Annotated in this window: 16 protein-coding genes; 9 read left to right on the top strand and 7 right to left on the bottom strand. The window is 60.2% G+C overall.

Annotated features, from left to right (window positions below):
• Nucleotide 1: 1 nt before the first annotated feature.
• Nucleotides 2–1147 carry a PQQ-dependent sugar dehydrogenase gene (locus tag QRN46_RS15430; protein WP_285355677.1) on the bottom strand — a complete coding sequence of 382 codons (1146 nt, stop codon included), beginning with the start codon at nucleotides 1145–1147 and terminating at the stop codon, nucleotides 2–4.
• A gap of 50 nt (nucleotides 1148–1197) precedes the next feature.
• A complete protein-coding gene (locus QRN46_RS15425; RefSeq protein ID WP_007957453.1) occupies nucleotides 1198–1539 on the bottom strand; it encodes a hypothetical protein in 342 nt (113 codons plus the stop codon).
• A gap of 191 nt (nucleotides 1540–1730) precedes the next feature.
• Here QRN46_RS15425 and ku point away from each other — a divergent pair, with 191 nt between their 5' ends.
• Nucleotides 1731–2591, top strand: coding sequence for a non-homologous end joining protein Ku (gene ku, locus QRN46_RS15420; protein ID WP_236196379.1), 861 nt, complete (start codon nucleotides 1731–1733; stop codon nucleotides 2589–2591).
• Nucleotides 2592–2633: 42 nt separating this feature from the next.
• Here the strand turns inward: ku and lpxO are convergent, their stop codons facing one another.
• Complete coding sequence (gene lpxO / locus QRN46_RS15415) at nucleotides 2634–3533, bottom strand: lipid A hydroxylase LpxO (RefSeq protein WP_221614697.1); 900 nt, start codon at nucleotides 3531–3533, stop codon at nucleotides 2634–2636.
• Between the two features lie 390 nt (nucleotides 3534–3923).
• Here lpxO and QRN46_RS15410 point away from each other — a divergent pair, with 390 nt between their 5' ends.
• Nucleotides 3924–5510 carry an ABC-F family ATPase gene (locus QRN46_RS15410; RefSeq protein ID WP_039768209.1) on the top strand — a complete coding sequence of 529 codons (1587 nt, stop codon included), beginning with the start codon at nucleotides 3924–3926 and terminating at the stop codon, nucleotides 5508–5510.
• Between the two features lie 144 nt (nucleotides 5511–5654).
• Nucleotides 5655–6842: an MFS transporter gene (locus QRN46_RS15405; RefSeq protein ID WP_285355668.1), complete on the top strand. Its 1188-nt coding sequence runs from the start codon at nucleotides 5655–5657 to the stop codon at nucleotides 6840–6842.
• 4 nt (nucleotides 6843–6846) lie between these two features.
• On the opposite strand, the gene QRN46_RS15400 is transcribed toward QRN46_RS15405, so the two are convergent.
• Both QRN46_RS15400 and QRN46_RS15395 read right to left on the bottom strand, forming a co-directional pair.
• Complete coding sequence (locus QRN46_RS15400) at nucleotides 6847–7884, bottom strand: alpha/beta hydrolase family protein (RefSeq protein ID WP_011334022.1); 1038 nt, start codon at nucleotides 7882–7884, stop codon at nucleotides 6847–6849.
• Nucleotides 7885–8119: 235 nt separating this feature from the next.
• Nucleotides 8120–8731 carry an FMN-dependent NADH-azoreductase gene (locus QRN46_RS15395; protein ID WP_221614699.1) on the bottom strand — a complete coding sequence of 204 codons (612 nt, stop codon included), beginning with the start codon at nucleotides 8729–8731 and terminating at the stop codon, nucleotides 8120–8122.
• Between the two features lie 127 nt (nucleotides 8732–8858).
• Here QRN46_RS15395 and QRN46_RS15390 point away from each other — a divergent pair, with 127 nt between their 5' ends.
• On the top strand, nucleotides 8859–9767 hold the full coding sequence (locus tag QRN46_RS15390; protein ID WP_127798053.1) for a LysR substrate-binding domain-containing protein: 909 nt from the start codon (nucleotides 8859–8861) through the stop codon (nucleotides 9765–9767).
• Nucleotides 9764–10123, top strand: a complete 360-nt coding sequence (locus QRN46_RS15385) for an MmcQ/YjbR family DNA-binding protein (RefSeq protein WP_285355663.1) — start codon at nucleotides 9764–9766, stop codon at nucleotides 10121–10123. Before QRN46_RS15390 ends, QRN46_RS15385 begins: the two co-directional genes overlap by 4 nt.
• Here QRN46_RS15385 and QRN46_RS15380 read toward each other — a convergent pair.
• Nucleotides 10120–10548, bottom strand: coding sequence for a DUF1294 domain-containing protein (locus QRN46_RS15380; protein ID WP_285355660.1), 429 nt, complete (start codon nucleotides 10546–10548; stop codon nucleotides 10120–10122). The two genes, QRN46_RS15385 and QRN46_RS15380, sit on opposite strands and share 4 nt — an antisense overlap.
• Nucleotides 10545–11375: an undecaprenyl-diphosphate phosphatase gene (locus QRN46_RS15375; protein WP_285355658.1), complete on the bottom strand. Its 831-nt coding sequence runs from the start codon at nucleotides 11373–11375 to the stop codon at nucleotides 10545–10547. The genes QRN46_RS15380 and QRN46_RS15375 overlap by 4 nt, the downstream gene beginning before the upstream one ends.
• Before the next feature lie 303 nt (nucleotides 11376–11678).
• Between QRN46_RS15375 and QRN46_RS15370 the strand changes: the two genes are divergently transcribed.
• From QRN46_RS15370 to fapA, 4 genes are all read left to right on the top strand, one after another.
• Nucleotides 11679–13313 carry a methyl-accepting chemotaxis protein gene (locus tag QRN46_RS15370; RefSeq protein ID WP_102686233.1) on the top strand — a complete coding sequence of 545 codons (1635 nt, stop codon included), beginning with the start codon at nucleotides 11679–11681 and terminating at the stop codon, nucleotides 13311–13313.
• Nucleotides 13314–13394: 81 nt separating this feature from the next.
• Entirely contained in the window at nucleotides 13395–13958 is a 564-nt protein-coding gene (gene pnuC, locus QRN46_RS15365) for a nicotinamide riboside transporter PnuC (protein WP_201818353.1), read from the top strand.
• On the top strand, nucleotides 13955–14479 hold the full coding sequence (locus QRN46_RS15360; protein WP_285355653.1) for an AAA family ATPase: 525 nt from the start codon (nucleotides 13955–13957) through the stop codon (nucleotides 14477–14479). The genes pnuC and QRN46_RS15360 overlap by 4 nt, the downstream gene beginning before the upstream one ends.
• A gap of 357 nt (nucleotides 14480–14836) precedes the next feature.
• Nucleotides 14837–15286: a functional amyloid chaperone FapA gene (fapA, locus tag QRN46_RS15355; protein WP_285355651.1), complete on the top strand. Its 450-nt coding sequence runs from the start codon at nucleotides 14837–14839 to the stop codon at nucleotides 15284–15286.
• Nucleotide 15287 lies beyond the last annotated feature (1 nt).

The raw sequence follows: 15287 nt of genomic DNA, 5'->3' as shown, positions 1-15287 counted from the left end.
TTTATTTGAGTCCGATCTTGTACAGCGAGCCGTCGGATTCATCGGTCAGCACATACAGGTAACCATCCGGCCCCTGACGCACGTCACGAATCCGTTGCTTCAGTTCGCCCAGCAAGCGTTCTTCATGCACCACCTTGTCGCCGTCGAACTGCAAGCGAATCAATTCCTGCGTCACCAGCGCACCGATGAACACGTTGTGCTGCCACGGTTTGAAGCGATCGGCATCGTAGAAGGCCATGCCGGTGACGCCCGGGGATTTTTCCCAGACATGGTGCGGCCCGACCGTGCCTTCGGCGGTTTTGCCCTTGGCTTCCGGGATCGGTTGCATGGAGTAATTGATGCCGTGGGTCGCCAGCGGCCAGCCGTAATTTTTGCCGCGTTCGATGATGTTCACCTCGTCGCCACCGCGCGGGCCGTGCTCGTTTTCCCACACGGTTCCGGTCCACGGATTGAGCGCGGCGCCCTGGGGATTGCGGTGGCCGTAGGACCAGATCTCCGGGCGTACGCCCGACTGGCCGACAAAGGGATTGTCATCGGGCACCTTGCCGTCAGGGTAGATTCGCACGACTTTGCCTTGCAGCTTGTCCAGGTCCTGCGCGGTCGGGCGGTCGTTGTTCTCGCCCAGGGTGATGAACAAATAACCGTCCCGGTCGAACACCAGCCGCGAGCCGAAGTGGTTGCCGACCGACAGTTTCGGTTCCTGACGGAAAATCACGTTGAAGTCCTTCAAGGTTTTCAGGTCATCCGACAGACGCCCGAACCCCACCGCCGTTCCGGCCTTGTCACCAGCTCCGCCGCCCTCGGCGTAGGACAGGTACACGAGGCGATCCTGTTTGAAATCCGGTGACAGCACCACATCGAGCAATCCGCCCTGCCCCTTGGCCCAGACGTCCGGCACACCAGTGATCGGCGCGGACAGTTTGCCGTCGGCATCCACCACGCGCAGGTTGCCGGGACGTTCGGTCACTAGCATGCCCTGCCGATCCGGCAGGAACGCCAGAGCCCATGGGTGCTCGAGGCCCTGGGTAATCGTTGTGACTTCAAGAGTGCCCTGCTCGCTTTGCAGCTCTTTGGGAGCGGCAGCGAACGCCGGGGCGGCGATCAGTGCACTGGCACACAGGCCGGCCAGAAGGGTATTACGCAACATGCACGATTCCTTTTGTTCGTTTGAAGGGCTGACAGAAGCGGTTCTGCCATTCAACGGTTGCTCCCGCTGTCACGGGCTGGTGGGTTGGGGATGAAGGTGGGTGGCGTGCTCGGGACGGAGCGCAGCGGCTGGCCATTGCCGATGCCGCGGTTTTCCAGGGTCGGCGGCCGTGGCACGGGCACCGTATTCGGCCCGCGAACGGGTGGAGCGCTGGGCTGAGTGCCCTGCATGCTGTTGGGATTCGCCCGGCGGATCGGGCTGTTGTAGGGATTGTTGCTGTTGCCGGTCGGACTCTGCGCCAGCAACAGCGATGAATGCGTGGTGGCGCCCTCGGCGTGAACCAGCCCGCCACTGAGGGCCAGCAACGCAATGCCAAGCAGGAAACGGTTCATGAACGGCCTCTTTCGATGCACGTGGATTAGAGCCTTCGAGTCCACGCTACGCCGTGGGTTCGGATTTGTTAACCCGTCACCGCTAAACAAGATGTAACACGGCTTGACCTGCCGTTTACCGCCGCCCCACAAACAACGGAAACTTTTACGCCGGACCACGGGTCACCCGAACATCACTCGGAGGACGGCACATGGCTCGGGCAATCTGGAAAGGCGCAATCAGTTTCGGTCTGGTGCACATCCCCGTGGCACTGGTCTCGGCGACGTCATCCCAGGGCGTCGACTTTGACTGGCTCGACAGCCGCAGCATGGACCCGGTCGGCTATAAACGAGTCAACAAGGTTACTGGCAAGGAAGTCACCAAAGAGCACATCGTCAAAGGCGTGCAGTTCGAAAAAGGCCGCTACGTGGTGCTCAGCGAGGAAGAGATCCGTTCGGCGCACCCGGTTTCGACCCAGACCATCGACATTTTCGCCTTCGTCGACAGTGACCAGATTCCGTTGCAGAACATCGACACGCCTTATTACCTGGCCCCGGACAAGCGCGGCGGCAAGGTCTACGCCTTGCTGCGTGAGACCCTGAGCAAAACCAAAAAAGTCGCCCTCGCCCGCGTCGTTTTACACACCCGCCAATACCTGGCAGCGTTGATGCCTCTGGAGTCGGCTCTGGTGCTGGTGAAGCTGCGCTGGCCGCAGGAGGTGCGCAGCCTCGACGAACTTGAGCTGGGCAGCGAAGTGACCAAGCCGCAACTGGCAAAGGGCGAACTGGACATGGCCAAACGGCTGGTGGAAGACATGACGGCGGACTGGACGCCCGAAGACTATAAGGACGAGTTCGAAAACAAGATCATGGCACTCGTTGACAAGAAGGCCCATGAAGGCAAGATCGAAGACGTTGAAACGGTTTCCGGAGAAGAAGAGCGCAAATCGGCTGATGTGATCGACTTGACCGAACTGCTCAAGCGCAGCCTCGGCGGGAAAGCCCCGGCGAAACCGGCGAAGAAGACCGCCAGTAAGGCAGCGCCGGCGAAGAAGACCAAAAAAGCCTCGTAAAAAGTAAATCGGGCGACTGTCTTGCAACAGTCGCCCGATTCGTCAGATCAAAATGAAGACCGCCAGCAAACCGCCGAAGATCGCCCACTTTTCCATGTAGTAGAGCTTGCGATTGCGCTTTTTCAGCTCTTTGCCGCGCAGGCGAATCTTGTAGATCTTGGTAAACAAGCGGTTGATGCCGCCGGTGCGGTCACCTGCGTCGTTCGGCGCACCGGCCGCCGACATCACGGTACGGCTGAACCAACTGTTGAATGCCGCTGCCCAGCGATACTTCATCGGGCGCTCGACGTCACAGAACAGGATGATGCGGTTCTGGTCGGTGGTGTTTTCCGCGTAATGAATGAAGGTCTCGTCGAACATCACCGCTTCGCCATCACGCCAGTGATAGTTCTCGCCATCGACGTTGATGTAGCAACCGGCGTCGTTCGGCGTTTCCAGGCCCAGATGATAGCGATAGGAACCAGCGTACGGGTCGCGGTGACGCACCAGTTTCGAGCCCGGCGGCAGCTCGGCGAACATCGCAGCCTTGATCGAGCCGATGCTCTGCACCAGTTCAGTGGTGCGTGGGCACAGTTGCAGCGCCGACGGGTGGCTGTCGCCGTACCACTTCAGGTAGAAACGCTTCCAGCCGGTCTTGAAGAACGAGTTGAAACCGACATCGTCGTACTGATTCGAGCGTTTGATTTCACCGGCGCGCAGGAGGTTGCGGCCTTCCTCACGGATTTCTTCCCAGTGGGCCTGCAACGTGCTCAGCTCGGGGAAGTCCTTCGGGTCCAGGTACGGCGTGTTGGGCTTTTTGGAGAACAGATAAAGGAAGCAGTTGATCGGTGCCAGGAACGAAGAGTGGTCGCTCAGTTGACGACCGAGCTTGTGGCGCACGCGACCGCGCAGGTGAACGTATGCAATGGAAATGACATATACAGCGGCAATGATGAGTTTCACGGAAATCGTCACACGTCAGAAGTGAACAAACTGCGCGCCTTTCGGGCTGTGGCCCAAGGTCTGTGGCAGTGGTCTGAAATCAAAAAAACGTCCCGGTGGCGCATCCTTGAGCCCATGCCGGACAAGGCACTGGGTGAATGGATGGCATTTTAGCCACAGTTTGTAACCAATAGTGAACCTTCATCTGTGAAAAACTGTCTCGCGATTGCTCCAAACGGCAATCGGAATGTCAGCGCCCTATCGTTTAAAGAGCCAGACCAGTACAATCGCCGCCAAACTTTACGCGCCCCCTTGGTTGATGACGGGATAGTCCCGCCTCAGCGCACTTCGACTCGGGCCAAGCGCTCCGGCTGCACCCTCGCTACTCAGCACGCTTCGCAGGAAAAACCTTTGATTTCTACAGCTAACATCACCATGCAGTTCGGCGCCAAGCCGCTGTTTGAAAACGTTTCGGTCAAATTCAACGGCGGCAACCGCTATGGCCTGATCGGCGCCAACGGTTGCGGCAAGTCGACCTTCATGAAAATCCTCGGCGGCGACCTTGAGCCGTCCGGTGGCCAGGTCATGCTGGAGCCGAACGTACGCCTGGGTAAACTGCGCCAGGATCAGTTCGCCTACGAAGAATTCACCGTGATCGACACCGTGATCATGGGTCACGAAGAGCTGTGGAAGGTCAAGGCCGAGCGCGACCGCATCTACTCGCTGCCGGAAATGAGCGAAGAAGACGGCATGGCCGTGGCCGAGCTGGAAACCGAGTTCGCCGAGATGGACGGCTACACCGCCGAATCCCGCGCCGGTGAACTGCTGCTGGGTCTGGGCATTCCGCTGGAACAGCATTTCGGCCCGATGACCGAAGTCGCGCCGGGCTGGAAACTCCGAGTTCTGTTGGCCCAGGCACTGTTCTCCGATCCGGAAGTGCTGCTGCTCGACGAACCGACCAACCACCTGGACATCAACACCATCCGCTGGCTGGAAACGATTTTGACGGCGCGTAACAGCACCATGATCATCATTTCCCACGACCGTCACTTCCTGAACAGCGTCTGCACCCACATGGCCGACCTGGACTACGGCGAGCTGCGTCTGTTCCCGGGCAACTACGACGAGTACATGACCGCGGCGACCCAGTCCCGCGAGCAACTGCTGTCGGACAACGCCAAGAAGAAAGCCCAGATTGCCGAACTGCAAACGTTCGTCAGCCGCTTCTCGGCCAACGCCTCGAAAGCCAAGCAGGCCACTTCCCGCGCCAAGCAGATCGACAAGATCCAGCTGGCCGAGGTCAAGCCATCGAGCCGTGTGAGCCCGTTCATCCGTTTCGAACAGACCAAGAAGCTGCACCGCCAGGCCGTGACCATCGAGCAGATGTCCAAAGGCTTCGACGGCAAGACCCTGTTCAAGAACTTCAGCTTTACCGTTGAAGCCGGCGAGCGCGTGGCGATCATCGGCCCGAACGGGATCGGCAAGACCACCCTGCTGCGCACCCTGATGGGCGAACTGACCCCGGACGCGGGTTCAGTGAAGTGGACCGAAAGCGCGGAGCTGGGCTACTACGCTCAGGATCACGCCCACGACTTCGAAGACGATGTCAGCCTGTTCGACTGGATGGGTCAGTGGACTCAGGGCGAGCAAGTGATCCGTGGCACCCTCGGTCGCATGCTGTTCTCCAACGACGAGATCCTCAAGTCGGTGAAGGTGATTTCCGGTGGTGAGCAAGGTCGCATGCTGTTCGGCAAGCTGATCCTGCAAAAGCCGAACGTGCTGGTGATGGACGAACCGACCAACCACCTGGACATGGAATCGATCGAGGCGCTGAACCTGGCGCTGGAAAACTATCCGGGCACGCTGATCTTCGTCAGCCACGACCGTGAGTTCGTATCGTCCCTGGCCACGCGCATCATCGAGCTGAGCCCGAATGGCGTGACCGACTTCAGCGGCACCTACGACGATTACCTGCGCAGCCAAGGCGTAGTGTTCTGAGTCGAATCGAGCGGTAAACAGAAAGCCCTGTCCTTGTGACGGGGCTTTTTTTGCGTTGAGGAAAAGATCGTTAGCCTGCTTTCTTTTAGTTTGGCGCCAAGCCATGATGCGGACTCTCCCACCGCCGCCCGCGAACGAGTCCTCATGTATGCGCAGCAACTGCCACCGCAAAGCTCCATGGCGATCACCCAGCAGATCGTCTCCATCGTTTTCTATACCTTTATTGCCTTCCTCTGCATCGGCCTGCCGATTGCGGTGCTGCCCGGCTACGTGCACGAACAATTGGGGTTCAGTGCCGTGATCGCGGGGCTGGTGATCGGTTCGCAATACCTGGCCACCCTGCTCAGCCGGCCAATGGCCGGGCGCATGTCGGACACCATCGGCACCAAACGGGCGATTGTGTATGGCTTGTCGGGGATTGTGCTCAGCGGTGTGCTGACGCTGGTTTCGACGTTGCTGCAGAGCCTGCCGTTGTTGAGCCTGTCGATCCTGATTGTCGGTCGCCTGCTGCTGGGGATCGCCCAGGGCCTGATCGGCGTCGGCACCATCAGTTGGTGCATGGGCCAGGTCGGTGCCGAACACACCGCGCGCTCGATTTCGTGGAACGGCATCGCGTCCTATGGCGCTATTGCCATCGGCGCGCCGCTGGGCGTGGTGATGGTGGCCGACTATGGTTTCGAGAGCCTCGGCATCGCCTTGTCACTGCTCGCGGCCGGCGCCTTGCTGCTGATCCGCAACAAGCCGTCGGTGCCGGTGGTGCGCGGTGAACGGCTGCCGTTCTGGGCGGTGTTCGGGCGGATCGCGCCATTCGGCGCCAGCCTGAGCCTGGCGTCGATTGGCTACGGCACGCTGACCACCTTCATCACCCTGTATTACCTCAATCGCGGCTGGACCGGCGCGGCGTACTGCCTGACCGTGTTCGGCGTATGTTTCATTCTGTCGCGGCTACTGTTCATTTCGGCCATCGGCCGTTTCGGCGGATTCACCTCGGCAATTGCCTGCATGACAATCGAAACCGTCGGCCTGGTACTGCTGTGGCTGGCGCCTTCGACCGCGTATGCCTTGATCGGTGCCGGTCTGGCAGGATTCGGCCTGTCGCTGGTGTACCCGGCTCTAGGCGTCGAGGCGATCAAGCAAGTGCCCAACTCCAGTCGCGGCGCCGGGTTGAGTGCCTATGCGGTGTTTTTCGATCTGGCGCTGGCGATTGCCGGGCCGTTGATGGGTGCGGTGGCGCTGAACCTGGGGTATTCGTGGATTTTCTTCAGTGCGGCCATGCTGTCCGTGACCGGACTGGGATTGACCTTGCTGCTCAAACGCCGGGCCATGGCGTAAACGCTCACTGATCCGCCGTCTGCATCCCCGCGCGGGTCGGCCGGCCCAAGGCATGGGAGAAAAACCGCCCGGCCTCGGATATCAGGTTGCGGTGGATGTCTTCGCGGTCCACGCCATCGGCATCAGTGCACAGGGCCGGCATCGCACGAATCTGTTCTTCATTGCATGGCGCCATGAACACGAAGTGCCCTGCCCCAGCCAGCAATTTGAAATCCGGTGCCGTTGGCAGTTTGCGCGCCAGAGCGGCGGCGTTTTTGTCGAAGGCCACCAGTTTGTCGCCGTCGCCGCTGTAGAGCAGCACCGGCACATGCACATCGGCCAGCGTATGGCGACCGAACTTCAGACTCAGCGGCGCCATCAGCAGCAACGCATGCACGCGCGGATCGGCCACCGGTTGCAGATCGTCGCGGTCGACAATCAACTCACCCTGGGTGTTGCAGGCGTCGCGGTCGTCCGGGCGCTCCTGGCAGTAACGGCGCAGGCGATCCAGATCCGGCTGTGCACCGGACAGAATCAACGCCGTTTCACCACCCGCCGAATAGCCGATCACGCCCACCTGTTCGGCGTTCACATAGGGTGCGAGCATGCGGTCGCCCAACGTCGCGGTAATGGCTTCGGAAATCTGGATCGGCCGGCCATAAAGATTGCTCAACGTGCCGAGGCGGCTGTGATCCTTGGAGTTGTCGCCGGGATGAATCACCGCCACCACCACAAAGCCCTTGCGTGCCAATGACGTGGCCAGATCGTGCAGCGCCAGTGGCGTGCCGGTGTTGCCGTGGGACAGCATCAGCATCGGGAAACGGCCAATGGCGACTTTGGTGTCTTCGCCGGCCTCGACCGAATAGCCTTCGAGCAGGCTCAGGTGTTCGCGGTCGCTGGAGGGATAGAACGCGATGGCACGCATCGGTTGCAGGTCGAGCGGGTCGAGGAACGTCATCTCGTGGTAGCCGACGCTCCAGCGCGGGTGCTGCCCGGGTGCAGCGTGCACTGAATTCAGGCTGCCGAGCAGGCAAATCAGTAACGCTGCACAAAGACGCATCATGGGATGCCCCACCCTGTTGTTACTCAATCGAAAGATCCGTTGTGTTCGACGCCCGAGATTCCGAGGTTCGCTGATCCGGCGCGACGTTGCACTCAGACGTTGATCATCGGACTGCATAACCCGGGCCAGATTATGTAACAGTCAGAAACAAAAAACTCCGTATCTGGCCCTTGCGGAACCAGAATACAGAGTTTTTTTGGGTTTGCCTGAACAGGAGCTGTTCTTTACGCAAGCCTTACGCGGCGGCGAACAGTTGCTCGCTGATCTTCGTCTGAGCGGCGCTCATGGCGTTGTTGCGCACTTCTTCGCCGTAGGCCAGACCTTCGGCACGCACGACTTCGATGTCGGTGATGCCGAGGAAGCCGAAGACCAGTTTCAGGTAGTCTTCGTGCGCCACGCCCGAAGCTTGACCGGCGTGGATGCCGCCAGCGGTGGACACGATCACGACTTTCTTGCCACCGCACAGGCCTTCAGGGCCGGCTTCGGTGTAACGGAAGGTCTGGCCGGCGACGGCGATGCGGTCGATCCAGGCTTTGAGCTGGGTCGGTACGGTGAAGTTGTACATCGGCGCAGCAACGACGATGGCGTCGGCGGCGATGAATTCGGCCAGGGTGGTGGCGCTCAGTTCGGCTTCGTGCTGTTGTGCGGCGTTGCGCAGTTCAGCGGTGGTGCCGGCGGCCACCAGGGTGGTCGACGAGAAGTGGCTGATGGCATCAGCAGCCAGATCGCGGTAGGTCACGACAGCGCTTGGCTCGGCGGCTTGCCAGGCTTTAGTGACTTGACTGCTCAGCTGACGGGAAGCGGAGTTGTCGCCCAGAATGCTCGAATCGATGTGCAGCAGTTTCATGTGGAATCTCCTGGAATGAATCGCCGGTGGCGACGGAATGGAGACAATCCTACCGACGAAACCAATAGCTGATTAGACGGCAACAATGCGATAGTTTGTCCCACTGATAGAACAGTCGGATTTCCCTATGCAAGACCTCAACGATCTCTACTATTTCGCCAAAGTGGTGGAGGCCGGCGGATTCGCCGCCGCCGGCCGCTTGCTGGGCATTCCCAAGTCACGCCTTTCGCGGCGCATCGCCGAGCTGGAAGAACGCCTCGGCGCACGCTTGCTGCAACGCACCACTCGCCAACTGAAGCTGACGGCGGTCGGCGAACGCTATTTGCGTCACTGTCAGGCAATGCTGCTGGAAGCGGAAATGGCCGACGAGACGGTGGCCAGCATGTCCAGCGAGCCCCGTGGACGCTTGCGGGTTTCAAGCCCGACGGGGCTGGCTCATGAAATGCTGCCGGTGGTGATCAGCAATTTCCTTGGCAAATACCCCCAGGTGCAACTGGAAGTCACCCTGATCAATCGCCGGGTCGATCTGATTACCGAAGGCATCGACGTGGCGCTACGCGTGCGCGAACACGGTGATGAAGAACCGATGCTGGTGACCCGCCGCCTGCGTCAGGCGCAGATGGTGGTGGTCGCAAGCCCTTCCTTTATACAGGGTGTGGAAATCAATCATCCGCAGGATCTGAAGAACCTGCCGGTGCTGGGCGCGCTGGAGGCCGATCGCATGGTGCATGTGCGCCTGCTCGATCAGCACGGCAAGAGTTGTGATCTGGCACTGGAAGCCCGGCTGGGGATCGACGATTTCATCGTGCGCAAGGCGTGTGTGCTGGCCGGCCAGGGTTTCACTCTGTTGCCGATGATGTATTGCGAAACGGAACTGAACAACGGCACGCTGGTGCAATTGTTGCCGGACTGGTCACTGCCCGGTGGCTGGCTGCAAGCGGTGTATCCGCATCGGCGCGGGGTGATGCCGGCGGTGCGCGCGTGGATCGATCATCTGGTCGAATCGTTCAATGCCTGTGGAGAACGGCTGCTATGAAACAAGGAAAGATGAGCGAGCAGGATGTCGCGGACTTCTGCCTGGCCCTGCCCGGCGCCCGGGAAGACTACAAATGGGGTGGCGTGCGGGTGTTTTCGATTGCCGGCAACAAGATGTTCGCCTTGCAGGGATTGCGTGGTGATTCGCTGGCGTTCAAGGTCGACAAGGATCTGTTTATCGGTCATTGCGACCGGCCGGGCATTCACCCGGCGCCGTATCTGGCCCGGGCGCAGTGGGTCATCATGCACCCGCCCTACCCGCTGGGCGCCGAGGAATTGCTAGGCTTGCTGCAGCGTTCCCATCAACTGGTGGTGAGCAAGCTGCCCAAGCGCGTGCAGGTCGGGCTGTTGCTCTAGAACAGCGCCAGCAGGTTCGAACCAAGGAACAACTGATCGATCCAGAACACCTGGTGCAACGCCACGATCATCCAGAACAGCACCTGAAATGACACCTTGCGCGTCTTGTGCCGGAAGACCTGCTGGGCGATCAACGCACCCGGCCAGCCTCCCGCCAGTTCCACCGCGTGCAGGATGTTTTCCGGTGTGCGCCAGGCGTCGGCCCGCGCCTTGCGCTTGTCCGCCCAGTACAGGAAAAACGCCAGCACGCTGACCAGCCCGTAAGCCGTCAGCGGTACCAGGGAAATCCCGCGCAGCCACATCGACAACGAGCCGGACAACGGCAACGCGCAGACGATCAGCAGCACCGCCAGCTTCAATTTCAGATGCTGGATATTGCCACCTGAAGGCCCGCGATCCGAGCGGCGTGCGCGGGAATCGCTCATGGCTGGGCCGCCGTCCAGTCGATCCAGCCGAACTGCCAGGTCGCCAGAATCACCAGACCGAAAACGATCCGGTACCAGGCAAACGCTGCATAGCTGTGGCTGCCGATGAACTTTAGCAGGCCGCGCACCGCGATCATTGCGAAGATGAACGCCGTGACGAAACCGATGGCAAACACCGGGAAGTCTGCCGGTACGAACAGGTCGCGATACTTGTAGCCCGAATACACCGCCGCACCGACCATGGTCGGCATCGCCAGGAAAAACGAGAACTCGGTGGCGGTCTTGCGCGACAGGCCGAACAACAGGCCGCCGATGATGGTCGAGCCGGAGCGCGAAGTGCCGGGGATCATCGCCAGACACTGGGCGAAACCGATCTTCAGTGCATCCGTCCAGCGAATGTCATCGACCGTTTCGGCGTGCACTTCATGCTGACGCTGCTCGGCCCACAACATCACGATGCCGCCCACCACCAGCGCGGCGGCCACAGTGATCGGGTTGAACAGGTAATGGTGAATCAGGTCGGCGAAGATCACGCCAAGCACCACGGCGGGCAGGAAGGCGATCAGCAGGTTGGCGGTGAAACGTCGCGCACTCGGCTGGGTCGGCAGGCCAATGACCACGTCGAGGATCTTGCGGCGGAATTCCCAGACCACCGCGAGAATCGCGCCGAGCTGGATGATGATGTTGAACGCCATGGCCCGCTCGCCTCCGAAATCGAGCAAGTCGGCAACAATGATCTGGTGTCCGGTACTGGAAATGGGCAAAAACTCCGTCAGCCCCTCTACAACTCCTAGAATCAGTGCCTGCAAGGCCGTCCAAAGATCCATCAATCCCCCAGAGAGCGATGCACAGAGGCATGCCCCGATAGTATTTTTTACGTTCACTGCGTTCAGCGTAGCTGGTTAAAGCTGTACCGATTCCGCGCGCACAGAATCCACACGAAACAGTCAAAATTCCGTGAAAAATCAATTTCGATTCAGGTTTTCACGCGCGGGGCCGAAATCCTAACAGACAAGCCGTAATAGCGCTGCCGCGTTCTACGACTTGGGTCGCGTATGCCCGGTCACCGAAACGTGGTTGGATGCTGGCGGTGGTTTATTACAAGAAAAAGAATCCGGAGTGACAGCGTTATGAACAGCTTGCGCAGTGTGTCGATCAGCCGACGCTTGTGGCTCATCTTGATTGTGGCCGTGGTCATGCTGTTGACGTTGGGCGTGTTGATGCTCAAGCAGATCCATGATGACCTCTACCACGCCAAGGCCCAGAAAACCCAGCATGTGGTGCAGACCGCCAGCGGTTTGCTGACTTACTACCAAGGCCTCGAAGCCGCAGGAACCCTGACCCGCGATGTGGCACAGAAACAGGCGCTGACCGCGATCCGTGGCCTGCGCTATGACCAGAATGACTATTTCTGGATCAACGACCTCACGCCCGTGATGGTCATGCACCCGACCAATCCCAAGCTCGAAGGCCAGAACCTCTCGGCGATCCGCGACCCGGACGGTTTCGCGGTGTTCAATGAAATGGTCGCCATCGCCAAGGCCAAGGGCGCCGGCATGGTCGACTATCGCTGGCCCAAGCCCGGTGCCAGTGAACCGGTGGCCAAGACCTCTTACGTGAAATTGTTCGAGCCTTGGGGCTGGGTGATCGGTTCCGGCGTTTACGTCGATGACGTGCAGGCCGAGTTCCAGGGCCAGGTGATCAAGGCGTCGGTGGTAGGTCTGGTCATCGCGGTGATCATGGCGTTGCTGGTGATTCTGATTGCCCGCAGCATCGTCCGTCCGTTGCAAGAAACCGTGAACGCCATGGCCAACATCGCCAGCGGCGAAAGCGACCTGACCCGTAGTCTCGATACCCACGGCCAGGACGAAGTCACTCAGCTGGCCCATCACTTCAACGCCTTCACCGCCAAGCTGCGCCGGGTGATCGGTGACTTGCAGGTGTCCGCCAGCGCTTTGGGCCAATCGTCCAGCGAACTGGGCAACGACGCGGCGCAAGCGCAGCAACGCAGCCAGCAGCAGTCACAGCAGATGGAGCTGGTGGCCACTGCCGTCAACGAAGTGACCTACGGCGTGCAGGACGTGGCGAAAAACGCCGAACACGCTGCCAGCGAAATGCGTGATGCCGAAGCCCAGGCGCAACAGGGCCAGATCAACATCGACGGCAGCCTGCAACAGATCGACAAGCTCTCCGGCACCATCGATCAGGCCGTCGAGGTCATCCGCACGCTGGCGACCGAAAGCACGCAGATCGGCAGCGTGCTGGAAGTGATCCGCTCGATTGCCGAGCAGACCAACCTGCTGGCCCTCAACGCCGCGATTGAAGCGGCTCGCGCTGGCGAACAGGGTCGCGGTTTTGCGGTGGTTGCTGACGAAGTACGTTTGCTGGCTCAGCGCACGCAGAAGTCCACGGCGGAAATCCAGACGATGATCGAACGCCTGCAAAACCACTCCGAAGCCGCCGTGAAGGTGATCGGCGACAGCAGCAAGGCTTCGCAACTGACCATCGAACAGGCCGGCCTGGCCAGTGCGAGTCTGAATGCCATCGGCCAGGCCCTGCGCAACCTCAATGGCCTGAACGCCTCGATTGCCAGCGCAACGCTGCAACAGGCGCATGTGGTCGAGGACATCAACCAGAACGTTACCCAGGCGGCGGGGTTGTCTCACAGCACGGCACTGGCGGCCGAGCAGTCGAGCGTGGCGAGTGTGAAACTCGGCCAGCTCAGCGAACAACTGAACGGGCTCCTGCGCCAGTTCCGCGTCTGATCCCTGCAACAGGTGGGAACTCGTTTCCCACCTGTTTTTCGGTACAATCCGCTCCCTTCCCAACTCCCCCAAGGATCCTGCATGTCCGGGCTAGAACTGTTTGCCGCCGCCCTCGGCGTGATCGCCGTGTGGCTCACGGTCAAACAGAATCCGTGGTGCTGGCCGATCGGGCTGGTCATGGTGTCGCTCTACACCTGGGTGTTCTTCGAGGTGAAGCTGTATTCGGACATGCTGCTTCAGGTGGTTTATGCCGGGCTGCAAATCTATGGCTGGTGGCAATGGACCCGGGCCGGGACGATGCATGACGGGCGCGAAGTCAGCCGGCTCAACAGTCGCTCGATTGTGCAGGGACTGGCCATCGGCACTGTCGGCAGTCTACTGCTGGGCGCTGCGATGGCCCATTGGACCGACGCTGCACAACCTTGGCTCGACGCCGCGCTGACCGGTTTCAGTCTGGTTGCGCAGTTCTGGATGGCCCACAAACGTCTGCAATGCTGGGCGTTGTGGTTCGTGCTGGATGTGATCTTCGTCGGTCTGTTCCTCTATAAAGGGCTGTACCTCACAGCGGCGCTGTATGCCCTGTTCACCCTGATCGCGGTGCAAGGCTGGCGCGAATGGCGTGCCGACCCGGCGTTGCAACGATGAAAGTGATTGTCCTGACCGGCCCCGAGTCCACGGGCAAGAGCTGGCTGGCGGCCGGGATTCAACAGCAGTTCGGCGGCTTGCGGGTGGATGAATACGTGCGCTGGTTTATCGAGCTGTACCCTCGGGATACCTGCTTGGCCGATATTCCCGAGATCGCTCGCGGCCAGTTGCAATGGGAAGACGCGGCACGTGCGCAGCAGCCGCGGCTGCTGATTCTCGATACGCATCTGCTGAGCAATATCCTGTGGAGCCAGACGCTGTTCGGCGACTGCCCGCCCTGGCTGGAAACCGAGTTGCTGGCGCGGCATTACGACCTGCACCTGCTGCTCTCCCCCGAACAGATCGAGTGGACGGACGATGGTCAGCGCTGCCAGCCCGATTTCAGTGAACGGCTCGCGTTCTATCAGGCCACCCGGACCTGGCTGGAAACCCATCACCAACCCTTGCAGATCATTCAGGGCAACTGGCTCGAACGCCATCAGCAAGCCTTCGACGCGGTGCGCGCCCTGCTCGCGGACTGACCGGGTTTTCGGGGCGTTTGCCCCGCCGTAGCCCCCTGTATTGGGGCAAAAGTGTCCGTTCCTGAAACACTCCTGCGGGTGCAAAGTGCCCGTCTCAGCGCCCTTCATCCCTTTGTCATGCGACTTGTTACGCAACTGAAACACCTGCGCGCAAACCCTTGTTCCAGAGCTTTGCAATGGCATTAAGGGGTTGCGAAGACAATGACTTGTTTCAACGATGAAACAGCTTTTGTATCAGGCCTGCACTCGTCAAACCCAACGCATTGAAATTTAAAGATATTTCAAAAGCGGCACAGCTTTCGCTCTCTCCTTCACAACGCTGAACAGGCTCAGCCCACTGAAGAAGGAATTGCCGTCGTGGGGAATATCAATAAAGCCTTCACCTGCCTTCTGCTGATCGGATCAGCTGCCAGCACTTTCCTCAGTTTCAACGTTCAGGCCGAAGGCAATGGCGTGATCGTACTCAATCGTGATGTCCAGCCGATCCCGATCGGCCGCAACGGCGGCAAAGACCCATACCCGACCACCGTCAATGCCAACCCTTCGGCCCGGGTCAATTCGACCCTGAGCAACACGGAACTGAGTGATGGCGATTTTGCCAGTGTCGCCAGCGGCTCTTCCATCCGCGGCAACATCAACACCCCCAACTCCAACCTGCCCGGCATGAACAACCTGACCAACCAGAACGGCCTGCCCGGCATGAGCAGCGGCCATGGCGGCGGTGCCGGCGGCTCGATTTCCAATACCGTCAACCGTGCGATGAGTTCCGGTCTTGCTCCGTTGACCCGCATGGCTGGAGGCCAATGAC

Origin of the sequence: Pseudomonas sp. lyk4-R2A-10 (assembly GCF_030209075.1) — a bacterium.
In the GTDB taxonomy this organism is placed as follows: Bacteria; Pseudomonadota; Gammaproteobacteria; order Pseudomonadales; family Pseudomonadaceae; genus Aquipseudomonas; species Aquipseudomonas glycinae.
This window is presented reverse-complemented; position numbering and strand designations above follow the sequence as displayed.